Consider the following 16,735-nt stretch of genomic DNA (forward strand, 5'->3'; position numbering starts at 1 on the left):
CCTCCGGGGAGACGGGCCGGCCGCGACCCGTCTCCCCGGAGGCCGGTCAGGGCGCGAGCTCCTCGCGGACGATCGCTGCTCCCGCGCTCAGCGCGCTGAGCTTCCCCCAGGCGAGGTCGCGGGGCAGCGGTGCCATGCCGCAGTTCGTGCTGGGGAGGAGCAGGTCCGCGTCGACGAACCGGAGGGCGCGGCGCAGGGTGTCGGCGACCTCCTCGGGCGTCTCGACGGTCCCGCTCGCCACGTCGATCGCTCCGAGCATGACCTTCTTGCCGCGGACGAGCTCGATCAGCTCCATCGGCACGTGGGAGTGGTGGCTCTCCAGCGAGACGATGTCGAGCGAGGACTGCTGGAGGAGCGGCAACGACTCCTCGTACTGCCGCCACTCCGACCCGAGGGTCGCCTTCCAGTCGGTGTTCGCCTTGATCCCGTAGCCGTAGCAGATGTGCACCGCGGTCTCGATGCGGAGTCCCTCCGCCGCCCTCTCCAGCGCGGCCACGCCCCAGTCCTGCACCTCGTCGAAGAAGACGGTGAAGGCGGGCTCGTCGAACTGGACGATGTCCACTCCGGCGTCCTGGAGGGCTCGCGCCTCCTCGTTGAGGATGCTCGCGAACTCCCATGCCAGCTTCTCGCGGCTCCCGTAGTGCCGGTCGGAGAGGGTGTCGATCATCGTCATCGGGCCGGGCAGCGCCCACTTGATGGGCTGATCGGTCTGCTCGCGCAGGAACCGGGCGTCGTCGGCGAACACGGGCCTCTCGAGGCCCACGGCGCCGACGACGGTCGGCACGCTCGCGTCGTACCGGTCGCGGATGCGCACCGTCTCGCGCCGCTCGAAGTCGACGCCGGTGAGGTGCTCGATGAACGTCGTGACGAAGTGCTGGCGGGTCTGCTCCCCGTCGCTGACGATGTCCAGGCCCCGGTGGTGCTGCTCGTGGACGGCGGCGCGCAGGGCGTCCTGCTTGCCCTCGGCCAGGGCGTCGCCGGTCAGCCGCCACGGGGACCACAGGGTCTCCGGCTGCGCGAGCCACGACGGCTTCGGCAGGCTGCCGGCGATCGAGGTGGGCAGGAGCGGGAGGGACGTCGAGGATCCGCAGGCGCTCATCGGACCGCTCCCGCGTACCCGGCGGCCCACTGCCGCAGCCGCTCCCCGTGCGGCTTCATGAGGTGCTCCTCCGCGAACCGCCCCTGCTCGACCGCGAGCCGGCCGCGCTCCTCGCGGTCGTAGGAGACCGCGGGCCGCACGTAGTCCTGCTGCTCCAGGTCCGGCCGGTAGACGTCGGCGGCGGCCGAGCGCGCGCCGTAGATCTCGGGCCGGTAGATCCTCTGGAACGTCTCCATCGTGCTGATGGTGGCGATGAGCTGGAGGTCCGAGTAGTCCTCCAGCAGGTCGCCGCCGCAGTAGAACGCGAGCGGCGCCGTGCTGCCGGGCGGCATGAAGAAGCGGACCCCGAGGCCCATCTCCGAGAAGTACCGGTCGGTCAGCGAGAGCTCGTCCTGCCGGTACTCGACGCCGAGGATCGGATGGAGGGTCCCGGTGCGCCGGTACGTCCTGCTCGTCGAGACGCTGATGCAGATGACGGGCGGCGTCGACGAGAGCTCCGCGTACTGCGCGGAGTCCCGGAAGTGCTGGAAGAGCGCGCCGTGCAGGACGCCGAAGTCGTCGGGGACGGTGAAGCCGGCCTGCGAGGCGTTGACCGCAGGCAGCCGCACGCTGAAGTCGTGGTCGCGGAGGTAGGAGGAGAAGTTGTTCCCCAGTGTCCCCGGCTGACATCGGCCGGTGCGGCGGTCGAGGATCCGGGTGCGCAGGACCTCCAGCAGCGGGAACTCCCGGTCCTCGCCGTCCGCGGTGAGCCGCAGCCCGACGGAGACGATGTCGAGCCCGACCGTGTAGCGGCCGCGGCTCGGATCGTCGCCCGGCACGAGATCGTTCAACCGGTCGTCGATCATCCGCAGCGCGGTCCGGAGGTTCTCCCGGCGGCGCTCGCCGCGGGCCAGATTCGCGAAGTTGGTGGTGATCCGGGAGCTCCGGGCCGGCGAGTAGTCCTCGTCGAAGGGGGTGAGGGTGATGCTGAAGGCGGGTTCGTTCGTCATGATCGGCCGATCGGTAGGAGGGACAGGGGCGGGGGCACGATCAGTGCGGGTGGTCCTCGGTCAGCTTGAAGCCGAGTCGGCCGTGCGCGAAGGCGGCTCCGGCTCCGATGGCGGCCGCGACCCAGGCTGATTCGGCGAGCTCGGTCTCGGTCGCACCGGCGCGCACGGCGTTCTGGCCGTGGCCGTCGATGCAGTAGACGCACTGCTTGCTGATGCCCACGGCGTAGGCGATGAGCTCGCGGTACTTGAGCGGGATCTCGCGACCCTGCGGAGCGAAGACGGCGGTGTCGAAGGCGGTGAACGCCGCAAGGACGTCGGGGGTCTCCTTCTTGTAGGCGGCGGTGTAGCGGCGGTCGGCTGCGCGGTCGTAGTAGGCGTCGGTCATGGTCTTCCTTCGGAGGTCGGAGAGGGGGCGGAGGGGATGAGGTCACGGCCGGGCGGGGATCTCCAGGCCGAGGTTCTCCCGCAGGGTCGTGCCCTCGTACTCGGTGCGCAGCGAACCGCGCTCCTGCAGCAGCGGCACGACGCGGTCGACGAACTCGTCCAGACCACCCGGGTGCAGGTGCGATCCGAGGACGACCCCGTCGCCGCCTCCGCTCTGCACGAACTCGTCGAGACGGTCGGCGACCTGCTCAGCCGTGCCCACGTACTCCGTGCGGTCGAAGACGGTCTCGGCGAGACCGCGGAGGGTGAGGTCGCGCTCCTGAGCGAGCGCACGCCAGGCGCGCACGGTCCCCGCGCGATCACCGTGGATCAGTGCGCGGCCCTCGATCAGCGGCGGCGCCTCGAGGTCGGGCTCGAGATCGGGTACCGGCCCGTCGACGTCGAAGCCCGACAGGTCCCGGTTCCAGACCTGCTCGAAGAGCACCTGGATCGTGCGCGGTGTGAGTTGCTGATCGCGGATCCACCGCGCTCTCTCCTCCGCCTCCGCAGCGGTGCCGCCGAGGACGACGGCGGCTGACGGGAGGATCCGCACGGAGCCGGCCGGGCGACCCGCCGCCGCGACCCGGGCCGCGATGTCGCGCGCGAACTCGTGCGCCTCAGGTCCCCGGTGGTAGGGGGAGAAGATCACGTCGGCGCTCGACGCCGCGAAGTCGCGGCCCTGCGGAGAGACGCCCGCCTGCACGATCACCGGGCGGCCCTGCGGGCTTCGCGGCACGGTGAAACGGCCGGAGACGTCGAACTGGCTGCTCGAGACGGCGAACGACCCCGTCGACGAGTCGGCGAGGAACTCGCCGGAGGGGGCATCGGCTCGCACGGCGTCGGAGGTCCAGGTGTCCCAGAGCGTCGTCACCGCGCGGACGGCCTCCTCGGCACGGGCGTAGCGGTCGGCGCGGTCGAGGAAGCCGCCGCGGCGGAAGTTCGCGCCCGTGAAGGCGTCGAAGGACGTGACCACGTTCCACCCCGCTCGTCCGCCTGAGAGGTGGTCGAGGGTCGCGATCTGACGGGCGAGCTCGAAGGGCTCGTTGAACGTCGCGTTGAGCGTGCCGACCAGGCCGATGTGCTCCGTGACCGCGGCCAGCGCGGCGAGGAGCGGCAGAGTGTCCGGTCGTCCGGCGATGTCATGGTCGAACGGGCGCCCCGCGCGCTCCCGCAGGGCCAGACCCTCGGCGAGGAAGAAGTAGTCGAACCGCCCGCGCTCCGCGGTCTCTGCGACGCGGCGGAACGTCGAGAAGTCGACCTGGCTGCCGGCGTCGGGGTGCTCCCACAGGGTGTGCTCGTTCACCCCGCCCACGTAGGCGGCGAGGACGATCTGCTTCGGTCGCCGCGTCATGACTGCTCCTCGGAGGCGTAGCGGTTCGGGATCGACGTGGGCAGGCCCAGGGCTGAGCGGAGGGTGCGGCCCTCCTCCGTCCCGACGAGCAGACCGCGTCGGCGCAGCTCGGGCACGAGGTCGTCGGCGATCAGCGGCAGATCGGTGGCGAGAACCGCGGGTCGGAGGCGGACGCCGTCGTAGCCGAGCCGTGAGAGCTCGGCGATGCGGTCGGCGACGGACGCGGCCGACCCGGCGGCGACGGCGGCGTCGCCGGTGAGCGGTCGGCCGAGAGCGTCGAGGCGCGAGAGTCTGGCCGCGGCGGACTCCGCCGGGGTGTCGAGGACGACGACGAGGTCGGCGAGGACCCGCAGGCGCTCGCCCGTCCGCCCCGCCCCGCGCTCCGCCTCGGCGATCTCCTGGAGGATCCTCTCGGCGTCCGCTGCGTTCTGAGGCGTCGCGAACACGACGTCGGCCGAGCGCGCGGCGAAACGGTACGGGATGTCGGCGTGTGCGAGCGCGGCGACGACGGGCTGCCCCTGCGGCGGCCGGGGAGTGATCGCGGGGCCGCGCACCGAGAACCAGCGTCCTGCGAAGTCGACGCGGTGCACCTTGTCGGCGTCGAGGAAGCGATCGGTGGCGACGTCGCGGATCTCGGCGTCGTCCTCCCAGCTGTCCCAGAGTCTCCGTGCGACCTCGACGGCGTCGGCCGCCTCCTCGAAGAGCTCGTCGACGACGGCGCGGATCGCGGGGTCCTCGAGAAGGGGCGTGCCCGGCTCCGGCGGCACGATCGCCGCGATTCGTCGTCCGACGTGCGAGGCTTCGTCGACGCGTGACGACACCCTGACCTGCCAACCGCCCCGGCCCCGGCTCAGGTGGTCGAGCGTCGCGACGGCCTTCGACACGTGGAAGGGCTCCGTGTGCGTCACGGTGACCGTGGGCACGAGACCGATGCGGCTCGTGAGGGGGGCGACGTAGGAGGCGATCAGCAGCGCGTCGAGCCGGCCGCGGACCTCGTCGGTGCGGTCGTCGGCCAGGAAGGGGTCCGCCGATTGCAGGGCGAAGGAGTCCTCGATCGTCACGAAGTCGATCCCGCCGCGCTCCGCCCGCTGCACGATGTCCGCCCAGTACGCGCCGGTGAAGAGCGCGTCGGGACGGGCGCCAGGCTCGCGCCAGGACGCGGGGTGCCAGCCGGCGCCCTCGAGGGCGACGGCGAGGCTGAGGGGTGGGGCGGCGGTCATCGTGCTCCTCGGATCAGGGTGCCGGCTCGGACGAGCTCCTCGTCGTCGAGTGCGCGGAGGCGGCGCAGCAGCGCGCGCGCGACCTTGTCGTTCTCGCGGAACGACACCGCGTTCGTGCCCGGCCGGGAGAAGGCGCCGACGAACGGCGAGTCGGTGTACGGGCCGATCGCGTACCGGCGGCCGACGCGGCCTCCCGCCGTCGAGCGCAGCAGGGTGTCGTCCTGGTGCACGCGCAGCCTCCCGGTCGACAGGAGAGTGTCGCCGACGTCGACGAGGTCCTCGACCGCCGACCCCGACGCGACGAGCGCTCGCATCAGCGCGTCGTCACTCCTCGCAACGGACGTCCGGGGGAGGCGCGCGTCGACGAGAGCGTCGGCGAGGACGACCTGATCGGTCGCCCCGCCGCTCGCGACGAAGCGGCCCTCCTCTTCGGAGGTCTCCACACGGATGCCCGGGCCGAGGAAGTCGACGACGCCCGCGTCCGAGAGTGCGAGCAGCTCCTCGAGACGGTGCGCGGGCGGCCCGCTCGCGAGGAAGCTGAACCAGCCGAGCCACCATCCGTGCAGATCCTCGATCCGCGAGCGGGGCGTCCACCTCGCGGACGCGGTGAGATCGGCGACGAGGAAGTGGCTGCGCAGAAGCGCGAGGAAGAGCGCCATCGTGGCGCTGTGCTCCTGCCGGCTGCGCAGAGCCAGGTCGTCCCGGATGTAGGCGCGCACCGCCTCCTGCAGCGCCGAGCCGTCGGCGAACCGCACATCGGCGAACGGGCGGTCGAGATCGGGGAGGAGCAGCCTGTCGAGGCTGTCCGGCACAGTGTCCGCGACGAGCGCGGTCAGGGTCCGCGCATCTCCGAGGACCCGCTCGGCGTCGGCCCCGAGTGCGGGGAGAGCGTACCCCTGTCCCGCTTCGGGTCGCGGGCCGCGGGAGCCGGCGAGGACCGAGGCGCGCGGGTCGAGCCGCGAGAACACCTCCGAGAAGTGCGTCCAGTCGGTGCTCACCCGGTCGGGGTGCCCGGTGAAGAGCTCACGGTAGTAGCCCCAGAGCATCTCCTGGGCGATCAGGGGCCAGACGTCCTCGCTGAAGTCGAGCGGGCGGTGTCGCGAGCGCAGCTCCTCGACGACGGACGCCGAGAACCAGCGGGGCTCGGGCGCGGCTCCCTGGAGCGTCGAGCCGATCTTCGAGTGGTAGGGGACCCCGCGGCGGCTGCCGATCAGGATGCGCGGCTCACGTCCCGACGGGTGGTAGCGCAGTCCGCCGGCGTCGTCCCGTTCGAAGCGGCCGCCCCGGCCCTCGGTGAGCAGCACCAGGAGGTCGACCGCGACGAGGCCGAGGCCGCGCACGATCACGTCGTGTCCGGCGCGAAGGGATCCGAGGTCGGCGTCGGCCGTGAACGACGGCGGCAGGTAGGCGAGGCCGTGGCGCTCGGCGAACCCGGCCAGCCGGGTCTCGTCGACCGTCGGCAGAGCGCCGCTGTGCCCGAGCGAGAACAGGACCAGGTCCGCCTCGATCACGTCGCCGGAGTCGAGGACGACCCGCTGCGCACCGTCGTCGCGACCGAGCACCTCGACGACGCGCGCCGCGTGCTCGCGGACCTCGACGTCAGGGCGGAGAGCGGCGAGCGCCTCCCGGTGGAACCAGCGCAGATAGAGGCTCTGCAGCCGGCGGGTGGGGAAGCTGTCGGCGCGGAGCCCGTCGAGCTCGCGGCGCACGGCTTCGTCGCCCTCTGCGAGCGCGATCCGGCCGGCCCGCACCGCCTCCGCCCACTCGATCAGCGAGGGTCCGGGGCGCACCGGCCCCTCGATCGTCGCGCTCGCGTCGGTGAACATCGTCACGTCGGCTGCGAGCGAGTTGAGCTTCAGCAGCGGCGACTGCTCGTAGCGCCAGATCCGGCCGGGGCCGACGGGGTACGGGTCGACGACGTGGACGACGAGCGCGGCCGGCCCGAGGGCGTCCTCGGCGGCGTTCGCGGCGAGGCGCTCGAGGACCCCGACCGCGCGGGGACCTCCCCCGACGATCACGAGGGAGCGGGTCCCGTCCGATGGCGCTGACATGCGTCCACGATGACCCTTCCCCCGTGAGGACGCCGCTCTGTGACGACTCGTGACGATGTGAAGAAGTGTGTAGCGGCGGGTTGGAGCCGGGTGGCCGCGGACCCTAGCGTCGGCCCCCACGGCGTGCAGAACGGTGCGCCCCGACAGGCAGGAGCCTCGAGTGCCCATCGAATTCCTCGGCATCGCCGCGCTCAACGACGGCAGCGAGACACGAGCACGCAGCGGCGCGAGCTTCGACCCGGAGTACACGGTGCGTCTGGCCGCGGCTCATGAGGACAGCGGGTGGGACCGCATCCTGTTCGCCTACCACTCCGGAGCCCCCGACCCCGCCGTCGCCGCCGCTTTCATCGCGTCGCGGCTCGAGCGCATCCAGCTGCTGCTGGCGCACCGGCCCAACGTCTCCTACCCCACGGTCGCGGCGAAAGCCTTCGCGACCCTCGATCAGCTGAGTGGAGGCCGCCTGAGCGTCCACGTGATCACGGGCGGGTCGGACGCGGACCAGGCCGCGGAGGGCGACTACCTGAGCAAGGACGAGCGCTACGCGCGCACCGCCGAGTACATCAGGATCGTCAAGCAGGTCTGGACGACCCGTGAGCCGTTCGATCACGTCGGGGAGCACTACCGCTTCTCCCGGTTCGTCAGCGACGTCTGGCCGGTGCAGCAGCCTCGGCCGCAGATCTCGTTCGGAGGCTCCTCTCCCGCCGCTCTGTCCGTCGGTGCCGCCGAGAGCGACGTCTACGCGCTCTGGGGCGAGCCGCTGCGGGACACCGCCGAGCAGATCCGCAGCATCCGGGAGGCGGCGGCGGCGGCCGGCCGCGACGTCGCGCCGCGCATCCAGGTCGCCTTCCGACCCATCCTCGGGGCCACCGAGGAGCAGGCCTGGGAGAAGGCGGAGGGGATCCTCCGCCGCATCGAGGCGCGCACCCGCGAGACCGCCCCCGGAGGCCTCGCCGCGCCGGAGAACACCGGCTCGCAGCGCCTCCTCGCGATCGCCGCCGCAGGCGACCGTTTCGATCGCGCGCTCTGGACCAGGGCGGGAGTCGCCGCGGGAGCGCGCGGCAACTCGAACGCCCTCGTCGGGACGCCGGAGACGGTGGCCGCCGCGCTGCTCGACTACGTCGATCTCGGGGTCGACATCATCTCGGCGCGCGGCTACGACTACGTCGACGACACCCTCGACTTCGGTCGCCACGTGATACCGCTGGTGCGCGAGGAGGTCGCTCGACGCGACGCCGCGGCCGCCCAGGCCGCCGAGGAGGCCGCTCGTGTCCTCGTCTGACACCGTCGCGGCCGACGAGTTCGTCCATGTGCGGGCCGATGACCCGCGGGCCCGGCCCCTGCTCGACGAGCTCGAGCGCGAGTACGACACCCGCTACGGCACCGCCTGGGGCGAGCCGGCATCGGCCGAGCTCGCGCGCTACCCGAGCGAGGTGTTCGCCCCGCCGGAGGGATCCTTCGTCCTGCTTCTGCGCGACGGCACCGCGATCGCCGGAGGCGCGCTGAAGAGATTCGACGACACGACCGCCGAGCTCAAGCGCATCTGGACATCCTCGGCGCACCGTCGGCAGGGACTCGCCCTGCGCGTGGTCGCCGAGCTCGAGGCGGAGGCCCGCCGGCTCGGCTACTCGACCGTCTACCTCACGACCGGGCCGCTCCAGCCGGAGGCGCAGCGGCTCTACCTCACCGCGGGCTACACACCGCTCTACGACGTGACCCAGCCTCCGGAGGTGGTCGTCCTGCACGGCTATGCGCGGACGCTCACCGATCGGCCGCTCGACGTCGCGAGGATCCGGACCGCGCACGACGACTCCTTCGCGCAGCTCACCGCGTCCCTGCCCGACGGCGGAGCACGCCTGCGCGGTGGCGTCAGGGGGCGTGCCTCATGAGCGGCACGATCGCGCCGCCTCGACCGCGGGACACGTCCGGCCCCCTTCCCGGAGGCATCGACCTCGCCCGACTCGGCGAGCGGCCGGTGCTGCCGCTGCGCCACCCGGTGCGCTGGGTGGTCGCCGCACTGGTGCTCGTGCTCCTGCTGAACGCCGGACAGACCCTCTTCACGAACCCGTCGTGGGAGTGGCCGAAGGTCGGGACCTGGCTCTTCAGTCCGGCGATCCTGAAGGGGCTGCAGCTGACGCTCCTCGCCACCGCCATCAGTGCCGTGATCAGCTTCGTCGGAGGCATCGTCGTCGCCGTCGCCAGGCTCTCGGGCAATCCGGTGCTGTCGACGCTCAGCTGGGTCTACATCTGGCTGTTCCGCTCGGTGCCGCTGATCCTCGTCCTCATCTTCCTGTTCAATCTCGGCAACCTGTATCCGACCGTCGGCATCGGCATCCCCTTCGGTCCGCAGTGGTCGGTGCCGACGGTGTCGCTGCTGCCTCCGCTCGCCCTCGGCGTGATCGGCCTGAGCCTGTCCGAGATCGCCTACAGCGCCGAGGTCGTCCGTTCCGGGGTGCTCGCGGTCGATCAGGGGCAGCACGAAGCGGCGAAGGCGCTCGGGATCCCGCAGCGCCGCCAGTTCACCCGCATCGTCCTCCCGCAGGCGCTCCGCTCGATCGTGCCCGCCTACGTGAACCAGATCATCGGCCTGCTGAAAGCGAGCTCGCTGCTGTTCTACGTCTCGCTGCTCGACCTGTTCGGGGTCGCTCAGAACCTCGGCAGCACGTACCCGACGGACATCATCCCCCTGCTCGTCGTTGCGACGATCTGGTACCTGGTGCTGACCTCGGCGATCTCGGTCGTGCAGTTCTACATCGAGCGCTTCTACGCCCGCGGCGCGCACCGGGAGCTCGCGCCCACGCCCCTCCAGCGGGTGCGGCGCTCGCTCGCCGGCCTGAGGAGTGCGCGATGACCGCCGCCATCGAGATCCACAACGCGACCAAGTCCTACGGCGACCGGACCGTGCTCCGGGGAGTCGACCTGCGCGTCGAGGCGGGCACCGTCACGGTCATCCTCGGTCCGAGCGGCTCGGGCAAGTCGACCCTGCTGCGGGCGATCAACCATCTCGAGAAGCTCGACGAGGGGTTCGTCTCCGTGAACGGCGAGCTGATCGGGGTGCGGCTGCGCGGCGGTCGGCTCAAGGAGCTGCGCGAGAAGGAGATCCTGCGCCAGAGGGCGAGGATCGGCTTCGTCTTCCAGAGCTTCAACCTCTTCCCGCACCTGACGATCCTCGAGAACGTCACCGAGGCGCCGATCTCGCAGGGGCAGCCGCCGGCGGAGGCCCGCGAGCGGGCACGCGCCCTGCTCGAGCACGTCCGTCTCGCCGACAAGGCGGCGGCCTATCCGAGGCAGCTCTCCGGCGGCCAGCAGCAGCGCGTGGCCATCGCGCGTGCGCTCGCGCTCGACCCCGAGGTGATCCTCTTCGACGAGCCGACCTCGGCTCTCGATCCCGAGCTCGTCGGGGAGGTGCTGCAGGTCATCCGGTCGCTGGCCGAGAGCGGCCGCACCCTCATCGTCGTGACCCACGAGATCGGCTTCGCCCGCGAGGTCGCCGACCGGGTGGTGTTCGTCGACGACGGCCTCGTCGTCGAGCAGGGCAGCCCGAGCGAGGTCCTCGACCGCCCGCAGAATCCGCGGACCCGCGACTTCCTCGGCCGAGTCCTCGGCTGAGCCCCCGCACTCCTCCTCCTCTCCATCCGCACGACAGACACAGGAATCGAATCATGACCAGACCGCGCATCACTCGTTGGACCAGAGTCGGGGCGCTTCTCGCTGCCGCCGCGCTGACGACGGGCCTCGCGGCCTGCTCCGGTGCCGCCGCCTCCGACCCGGCCTCCCCGGGAGCCGCCTCCGGCACCACCACCGTCACCGTGGGTGCCCTCTCCAACGGAGCGGCGACCGAGACGGACATCGACGTGCCGGTCGTCGACGAGATCCGCGGCACGCTGCCGCAGGAGATCCTCGACCGCGGGACCCTGACGATCGGCGTCGGCGCTCTCCCCGCAGGCTTCCCTCCGCTCGCGTTCACCGGGACCGACACCGAGACCCTCACCGGCTCGGAGCCCGATCTCGGCCGCCTCGTCGCCGCCGTCCTCGGGCTGCAGCCCGAGGTGGAGAACTCCACCTGGGACAACCTCTTCGTGGGCATCGACACCGGAGGCAGCGACGTCGGCTTCTCGAACATCACCGTCACGGAGAAGCGCAAGGAGAAGTACGACTTCGCCTCCTACCGCGCCGACACCCTCGCGTTCCAGGTCCTCGCCTCGAACGACTGGGAGTTCGACGGCGACTACGAGAACCTCGACGGACTCACCGTCGCGGTCAGCAGCGGCACCAACCAGGAGAAGATCCTGCTCGAGTGGCAGGCCCGTCTGCAGTCCGAGGGCAGGTCCCTGGAGATCACGCGACTGCCCGATGCCAACTCCGTCACTCTCGCTCTCGGCTCCGGCCGGATCGACGCCTACTTCGGGCCCAACCCGACGACGGTCTACCAGAACCGGATCTCGGAGGACGGCGCCGACCCGACCCGCAACGCCGGCACGTTCTCCGGAGCGGGCGAATCGCTCGACGGGCTGATCGCGGCGACTGTGAAGAAGGACTCCGGACTCGCCGAGCCGATCGCCCAGGCCCTCGGCTACCTCATCGGGAACGGTCAGTACCAGGACTGGCTGTCGGCCTACGGCCTGCAGGACGAGGCCGTGGACGAGGCCCTGGTGAACCCGCCCGGGCTCCCGCTCGACAACAGCTGAGCCGCCCCCGCCTCGGGCGCCCCGATCGACCAGCGGGGCGCCCTCCGCCCGCTTCCCCGAGGACTCCCATGCACCTGTTCGACTCGCTCACGCGCGAACGACTCGACCGCCCGACGAGCCGCAAGTGGAGCCTCCGCCCCGGCACCATCGGAGCCTGGGTCGCCGAGATGGACTTCGGTACGGCGCCGGCCGTTCGGAGGGCACTGCACGACGCCGTGGCCGGCGACGTGCTGGGCTATCTGTCCCCCTCGACTGCGGGCGAGCTGGGCGAGGCCGCCGCGGAGTACCTCGCTGAGCAGTACGCGTGGACGGTCGACCCCGCCCGCGTGCACTCCGTCTCGGATGTCATGGCCGCGCTCGGAGTGGCCGTCACCGAGTTCTCCCGCCCCGGCTCACCGGTGATCGTGCCTACCCCCGCTTACATGCCGTTCCTCACCTACCTGTCGGCCATCGGACGCGAGGTGATCGAGGTCCCGGGAACGATCGTCGACGGCCGCTGGGAGCACGACCTCGACGGGATCGATGCGGCCTTCGCGCAGGGAGCGGGCACCCTGGTGCTCTGCAATCCGCACAACCCGACGGGCTCGGTCCTGCCGCGGTCCGAGCTCGAAGGTCTCGCCGCTGTCGTCGAGCGCCACGGCGGGCGGGTCTTCGCCGACGAGATCCACGCGCCGCTGCGGTTCGACGGCGTCCCCCACATCCCTTACGCCTCGGTCTCGGAGGAGGCCGCCCGGCATTCCGTCACCGGAACGAGCGCCTCGAAGGCGTGGAACATCCCCGGCCTGAAGGCCGCGCAGCTGATCACCACGAACGACGCAGACGAGGACGTCTACTCGCGCTTCGGGTTCGCGGTGCAGCACGGCGCTTCGAATCTCGGCGTGATCGCCTCGACGGCCGCCTACCGGGAGGGCGGAGCGTGGCTCGACGAGGTCGTCGACTACCTCGACGGCAACCGGCGCCTCATCGCCGACTTCCTCGCCTCCGAGCTGCCCCGGATCGGGCACCGCACCCCGGAGGCGACGTATCTCGCCTGGTTCGACCTGGGTGCTCTCGGCCTCGCCGATCCCGCGCAGCACCTGCAGCGCGAGGCGGGAGTGACGCTCACCTCCGGACGCCTGTGCGGCGCCGGCTACGCCGACCACGTGCGTCTCGTCTTCGCCATGCCGCGTCCCCTCCTCCTCGAGACGCTCGAAGCCGTGCGGGCCGCCGTGTGAACGGCGGAGCGCCTTCGCGGGGACTCGACGAGGTGGGACGGCGGAGCACCGAGGCGGGCGGCATCGCACGACAGTGGCGAGGAGCCGTCCTTCAGCGCCTCCGCTCCCTCTGCACCCCCGATGAGGCCGGGCCGCCGGCGGTGGACCGGGCGGCCTCGCGTGTCGAGGCTGTGCAGCTCGCCCACGAGATCGAGCACGGATCCTTCCGCCCGGTGCCCGGCCGGGCGCAGGATCCGGAGTGAGACGGGGCGGACCCCCCCTACGTCCCGAAGAGGTTGGCGCGGGTCCCGCCGGGAGCGAGCTCGTCGCGGAGGATCCCGCGGCGGCGCAGCACGGGGACGAGGTCGTCGAGCATCCGGTGCAGGGTGACCGGGTGCAGGTCCCCGGAGAGGAGGAGCCCGTCGCTGCCGCCGTCGTCGCCGAGCTCCTCGACGAAGTCGGCGAACTCCTCCGCGGTGCCGACGAAGCCGGCGCGCTCGGCGACGCGGCCCTTGCGCGCCTTCCTTGTCAGCAGCTCCCGCAGCGGAGCGTCCTCCGTACCGCCGTAGAGGCCGGCGATGGTGCCGTGCGAGACGTGCTCGCCGAACACCGACCGCGGGACGGGGAGGTCCAGGTCCAGCCCGGTGAGGGCGGTCTCCAGGTCGCTCGACCAGCCGAGCGCGATCCGCCGCAGCGCGTCCTCGTCGGGGTGGCGCGACGCCTCGACGACGCGCGCGGCCTCCTCCGGGCTCGACACGATCTCGGGCTTCACGACGAAGAGCACGCGCAGGTCGTCCGCGGTCCGCCCGTGCTGCTCGGCCGCGGCGAGCACGCGCGCCCGGTAGTCGCGCACCGCCCGGGCCTCCAGAGGGGCGAGGGCGAGCTGCACGTCCGACTGCGTGCCGGCGAAGGCCAGGCCGCGCGGAGACCCGCCGGGGGAGACGACGATCGGGTCGCCGTTCGCGAAGGGGACGGCGTTAAGGGGTCCGTCCACGCGGAAGTGCTCCCCGCGGTGGCGGAACGCGTCGATCCGGGTGCCATCGGCGTAGCGGCCCGACTCGGGGTCGGCGACCAGCGCGCCCTCGCCCCAGCTGTGCCAGAGCCGGCGGACGACCGCCATCCACTCGTCGGCCCGGTCGTAGGCCGCGTCGTGCGACAGCGGCTCCAGGCCCACGTGGCGGGCGCTGCCGACGTCGGTGACGAGGTTGATCCCGAAGCGGTCGGAGCTGAGGTGCTGCAGTGTCGCCGCCTGCCGGGCGGCGAGGTACGGGGGCGTGATGCCGGCGTTGATCGTCGGCGCCAGCCCGATCCGCTCGGTCGCCGCGAACAGGTACGGCGCCAGGAGGAGCGGATCGTGCTTCGGCCCGCCGTACGCTCCCCGCACCCGCAGGTCGAGCGTCTCCGGGGAGCCGAGCGAGACGGCGTCCTCCATCACGATCAGCTCGAAGCCGGCCTGCTCCAGCTCGCGGGCCGACTGCTGGTAGAGGCCGGGCTTCGTCCAGTCGTGGTTCCACTCCCGGTAGGGGTGCCCCCATCCCTGCGGTCCGAAGCCCCGGGAGAAGAACCAGCCGAAGTGCTGACGGCGCGCCACGCTCACACCTCCGCGAGCGCGGGGAGGGCGCGTGCGCGCACCGCGGCGAGCCCGCGCTCGAGGTCGCGGAGGAGGTCGTCGACGTCCTCGATCCCGATCGAAAGCCGGAGGAGCCCGGGGTGGATCCCGGCGGCGGCGCGCTCGGCGGGGGTGCGTCCGGCGTGGGTGGTCGACGCGGGATGCAGCACCAGCGAGCGCACGTCGCCGAGGTGGGTCATGTGGCTGAACAGCTCGACGGCGTCGATGAAGGCGGCCGCGCCCGCCTCCCCTCCGGCCACGGTGAAGGAGAAGACGGAGCCCTGCCCGCGGGGGAGCAGGCGCTGCGCGAGGGCGAACGACGGGCTCGACTCCAGGCCGGAGTAGTCGACCGACACGACCTCGGGCCGCCCCTCGAGGAAGCGGGCGACGGCGAGGGCGTTCGCGGAGTGCCGCTCGACCCGCAGCGACAGCGTCTCGACGCCCTGCCGCAGCAGGAAGGAGTTCAGCGGTGACGGCGTCGGTCCGAGGCGGGAGACCACGATGTCCCGCGTGTACGAGACGAAGGCGCGCCGGCCGTGCTGCTCGGTCCAGCTGCGGCCGCCGAACGACCGCTCCTCCTGGTTGAGGTGCGGGAAGAGCGCGGGGCGCGCCGCCCAGTCGAACGTGCCGGCGTCGACGATCACGCCGCCGAGGGCGGAGCCGTGCCCGGCGAGGAACTTGCTGGTCGAGTGCACGACCACGTCGGCCCCGTGCTCGATCGGGCGGAGGAGGTACGGGGTCGCGAGCGTGTTGTCGACCACGAACGGGAGCCCGTGCCGGTGCGCGATCGCGGCCAGCGCCGGGAGGTCCAGCAGATCGTTCTTCGGGTTCGGGATCGGCTCGCCGAAGAGGACCCGGGTGTCGGGCCCGATCCGCCGCTCCCACTCGCCGAGGTCCGACGCGTCGTCGACGAAGTCCACGCCGATCCCGAGCCGACCGAAGTTCTGCACCAGCAGCCCCCGGTTGCCCTCGTACAAGCGGCGCGACGAGAGCACCCGGTCGCCGGCCTGCAGGATCCCCAGGAGAGCGGAGGCGGTGGCCGCCTGGCCGCTCGCCACCAGGATCGCCTCGGCGCCGCCCTCGAGATCGGCGAGCCGACGCTCGACCTCCTCGGTGGTCGGGTTCCCGTTGCGGGTGTAGAGGTAGCCCTCGTCCTCGCCGGCGAACCGCTCGCGGGCGTGCTCGAAGCTGTCGAACACGAAGCCGGCGCTGAGGTGCACGGGCGTGACGCGCGCTCCGTGGGCGCCGTCGGGCGCGGCACCGGCGTGCACCTGGCGCGTGGTGAAGCCGGCCGCCGCGGAGGCACGGTCTTCGGGCGCCGGGGTCGAGGTCGCGGCGCTCGCCGCAGTGGTCGCTGTGGTCGCCGCAGCGGTGGTCGCGGTGGTCGCCGGTGCAGTGATCGTCACGGTGTGCTCCTGTCCAGACGCCCTGAAGGCGGATGCCGGGAGCCTGTCAGGCCGAGGGGAGTGCGCGCCGGATCGTGACGGAGTGTGACTGCGAGGGCGCGCCGTCGCGGGTCGTGGACGTCGACCGCTCGGCGTCCGCGGGTCGTGACTCAGCTGTGCGTCGTGTTCGCCCGGATCTCCTCGACGGACAGCTCCGGCGCACCGCCCGCCGCAGCCGCCGGGTCCATCCAGACGAAGTCCCAGTGGTGGCCGTCGAGGTCGTCGAAGCTCTTCGAGTACATGAACCCGTGGTCCTGCTTGCCGGCCGGGGTCGCGCCCGCGGCGAGGGCCTTCCCGTGGAGGGTGTCGACCTCCTCCCTGCTGTCGGCGCTGAGGGCGAGCTGCACCTCGGTCGAGGTGGTGGCGTCGATGATCGGCTTGCTGGTGAACTCGGCGAAGAACTCCCGCGTGAGCAGCATCGCGGTGATCGTGTCGCTGATCACCACGCTGACGGCGTTCTCGTCGCTGAAGCCCTCGTTGATCGAGTAGCCGAGCGATTCGTAGAAGGCCCTCGCCCGGGCGAGATCGGCGACGGCCAGGTTGACGAAGAGCATGGTGGGCATCGGTGCACCGTTCCTGTCGGGACGCCGGTGGCGCGCCGCCGCCGGTCGTGACTGCATGATGATGACCGGCCGGCGGCGGTGTCAAGGAAGCGCTGCCGGGAAGGCGG

The 16,735-nt window shown here is 72.1% G+C and carries 15 protein-coding genes; 6 read left to right on the forward strand and 9 right to left on the reverse strand.

What is annotated here, in order from left to right; translation table 11 throughout:
• Positions 1 to 46: 46 nt before the first annotated feature.
• The 6 genes from GSU40_RS02185 to GSU40_RS02210 are packed head-to-tail and all read right to left on the reverse strand — an operon-like array spanning position 47 to position 7,133.
• Entirely contained in the window at positions 47 to 1,099 is a 1,053-nt protein-coding gene (locus GSU40_RS02185) for a methionine synthase (protein ID WP_160033394.1), read from the reverse strand.
• A complete protein-coding gene (locus GSU40_RS02190) occupies positions 1,096 to 2,088 on the reverse strand; it encodes a putative oxygenase MesX (RefSeq protein ID WP_160033396.1) in 993 nt (330 codons plus the stop codon). The genes GSU40_RS02185 and GSU40_RS02190 overlap by 4 nt, the downstream gene beginning before the upstream one ends.
• A 40-nt stretch (positions 2,089 to 2,128) precedes the next feature.
• Entirely contained in the window at positions 2,129 to 2,473 is a 345-nt protein-coding gene (locus GSU40_RS02195) for a carboxymuconolactone decarboxylase family protein (RefSeq protein ID WP_104223293.1), read from the reverse strand.
• Positions 2,474 to 2,515: 42 nt separating this feature from the next.
• Complete coding sequence (locus GSU40_RS02200) at positions 2,516 to 3,862, reverse strand: NtaA/DmoA family FMN-dependent monooxygenase (protein WP_104223292.1); 1,347 nt, start codon at positions 3,860 to 3,862, stop codon at positions 2,516 to 2,518.
• Positions 3,859 to 5,082, reverse strand: a complete 1,224-nt coding sequence (locus GSU40_RS02205) for an LLM class flavin-dependent oxidoreductase (RefSeq protein ID WP_104226542.1) — start codon at positions 5,080 to 5,082, stop codon at positions 3,859 to 3,861. Before GSU40_RS02205 ends, GSU40_RS02200 begins: the two co-directional genes overlap by 4 nt.
• Positions 5,079 to 7,133 (reverse strand): FAD/NAD(P)-binding protein, encoded by a 2,055-nt coding sequence (locus GSU40_RS02210; RefSeq protein ID WP_104338848.1) that lies wholly within the window; start codon positions 7,131 to 7,133, stop codon positions 5,079 to 5,081. The genes GSU40_RS02205 and GSU40_RS02210 overlap by 4 nt, the downstream gene beginning before the upstream one ends.
• 160 nt (positions 7,134 to 7,293) lie before the next feature.
• Between GSU40_RS02210 and GSU40_RS02215 the strand changes: the two genes are divergently transcribed.
• The 6 genes from GSU40_RS02215 (at position 7,294) to GSU40_RS02240 (ending at position 13,032) form a co-directional block, all read left to right on the forward strand.
• Positions 7,294 to 8,412 (forward strand): LLM class flavin-dependent oxidoreductase, encoded by a 1,119-nt coding sequence (locus GSU40_RS02215; protein ID WP_104223289.1) that lies wholly within the window; start codon positions 7,294 to 7,296, stop codon positions 8,410 to 8,412.
• On the forward strand, positions 8,399 to 9,019 hold the full coding sequence (locus GSU40_RS02220) for a GNAT family N-acetyltransferase (RefSeq protein ID WP_208543350.1): 621 nt from the start codon (positions 8,399 to 8,401) through the stop codon (positions 9,017 to 9,019). Before GSU40_RS02215 ends, GSU40_RS02220 begins: the two co-directional genes overlap by 14 nt.
• The gene (locus tag GSU40_RS02225; RefSeq protein WP_104233982.1) at positions 9,016 to 9,981 is read left to right on the forward strand and encodes an amino acid ABC transporter permease; all 966 of its coding nucleotides are present in this window, start codon (positions 9,016 to 9,018) and stop codon (positions 9,979 to 9,981) included. Before GSU40_RS02220 ends, GSU40_RS02225 begins: the two co-directional genes overlap by 4 nt.
• On the forward strand, positions 9,978 to 10,739 hold the full coding sequence (locus tag GSU40_RS02230) for an amino acid ABC transporter ATP-binding protein (protein ID WP_104223287.1): 762 nt from the start codon (positions 9,978 to 9,980) through the stop codon (positions 10,737 to 10,739). Before GSU40_RS02225 ends, GSU40_RS02230 begins: the two co-directional genes overlap by 4 nt.
• 53 nt (positions 10,740 to 10,792) lie before the next feature.
• Entirely contained in the window at positions 10,793 to 11,818 is a 1,026-nt protein-coding gene (locus GSU40_RS02235; protein WP_160033398.1) for a transporter substrate-binding domain-containing protein, read from the forward strand.
• Positions 11,819 to 11,886: 68 nt separating this feature from the next.
• A complete protein-coding gene (locus GSU40_RS02240; protein WP_104247108.1) occupies positions 11,887 to 13,032 on the forward strand; it encodes an aminotransferase class I/II-fold pyridoxal phosphate-dependent enzyme in 1,146 nt (381 codons plus the stop codon).
• Between the two features lie 259 nt (positions 13,033 to 13,291).
• Here GSU40_RS02240 and GSU40_RS02245 read toward each other — a convergent pair whose 3' ends face one another.
• The 3 genes from GSU40_RS02245 to GSU40_RS02255 form a co-directional block, all read right to left on the reverse strand.
• The gene (locus GSU40_RS02245; protein ID WP_160033400.1) at positions 13,292 to 14,602 is read right to left on the reverse strand and encodes an LLM class flavin-dependent oxidoreductase; all 1,311 of its coding nucleotides are present in this window, start codon (positions 14,600 to 14,602) and stop codon (positions 13,292 to 13,294) included.
• 2 nt (positions 14,603 to 14,604) lie between these two features.
• Positions 14,605 to 15,891, reverse strand: a complete 1,287-nt coding sequence (locus tag GSU40_RS02250) for a PLP-dependent transferase (RefSeq protein WP_104247137.1) — start codon at positions 15,889 to 15,891, stop codon at positions 14,605 to 14,607.
• A gap of 284 nt (positions 15,892 to 16,175) precedes the next feature.
• Positions 16,176 to 16,628, reverse strand: a complete 453-nt coding sequence (locus tag GSU40_RS02255) for a VOC family protein (RefSeq protein WP_160033402.1) — start codon at positions 16,626 to 16,628, stop codon at positions 16,176 to 16,178.
• Positions 16,629 to 16,735: the final 107 nt, after the last annotated feature.

Source organism: Rathayibacter sp. VKM Ac-2805, assembly GCF_009834265.1.
Lineage (GTDB): Bacteria > Actinomycetota > Actinomycetes > Actinomycetales > Microbacteriaceae > Rathayibacter.

Bases quoted from the DNA above. Each gene is read 5' to 3' on its own strand.
- GSU40_RS02185 (WP_160033394.1), bottom strand. From the start codon at position 1,099: ATGAGCGCCTGCGGATCCTCGACGTCCCTCCCGCTCCTGCCCACCTCG.
- GSU40_RS02190 (WP_160033396.1), bottom strand. From the start codon at position 2,088: ATGACGAACGAACCCGCCTTCAGCATCACCCTCACCCCCTTCGACGAG.
- GSU40_RS02195 (WP_104223293.1), bottom strand. From the start codon at position 2,473: ATGACCGACGCCTACTACGACCGCGCAGCCGACCGCCGCTACACCGCC.
- GSU40_RS02200 (WP_104223292.1), bottom strand. From the start codon at position 3,862: ATGACGCGGCGACCGAAGCAGATCGTCCTCGCCGCCTACGTGGGCGGG.
- GSU40_RS02205 (WP_104226542.1), bottom strand. From the start codon at position 5,082: ATGACCGCCGCCCCACCCCTCAGCCTCGCCGTCGCCCTCGAGGGCGCC.
- GSU40_RS02210 (WP_104338848.1), bottom strand. From the start codon at position 7,133: ATGTCAGCGCCATCGGACGGGACCCGCTCCCTCGTGATCGTCGGGGGA.
- GSU40_RS02225 (WP_104233982.1), top strand. From the start codon at position 9,016: ATGAGCGGCACGATCGCGCCGCCTCGACCGCGGGACACGTCCGGCCCC.
- GSU40_RS02230 (WP_104223287.1), top strand. From the start codon at position 9,978: ATGACCGCCGCCATCGAGATCCACAACGCGACCAAGTCCTACGGCGAC.
- GSU40_RS02235 (WP_160033398.1), top strand. From the start codon at position 10,793: ATGACCAGACCGCGCATCACTCGTTGGACCAGAGTCGGGGCGCTTCTC.
- GSU40_RS02240 (WP_104247108.1), top strand. From the start codon at position 11,887: ATGCACCTGTTCGACTCGCTCACGCGCGAACGACTCGACCGCCCGACG.
- GSU40_RS02255 (WP_160033402.1), bottom strand. From the start codon at position 16,628: ATGCCCACCATGCTCTTCGTCAACCTGGCCGTCGCCGATCTCGCCCGG.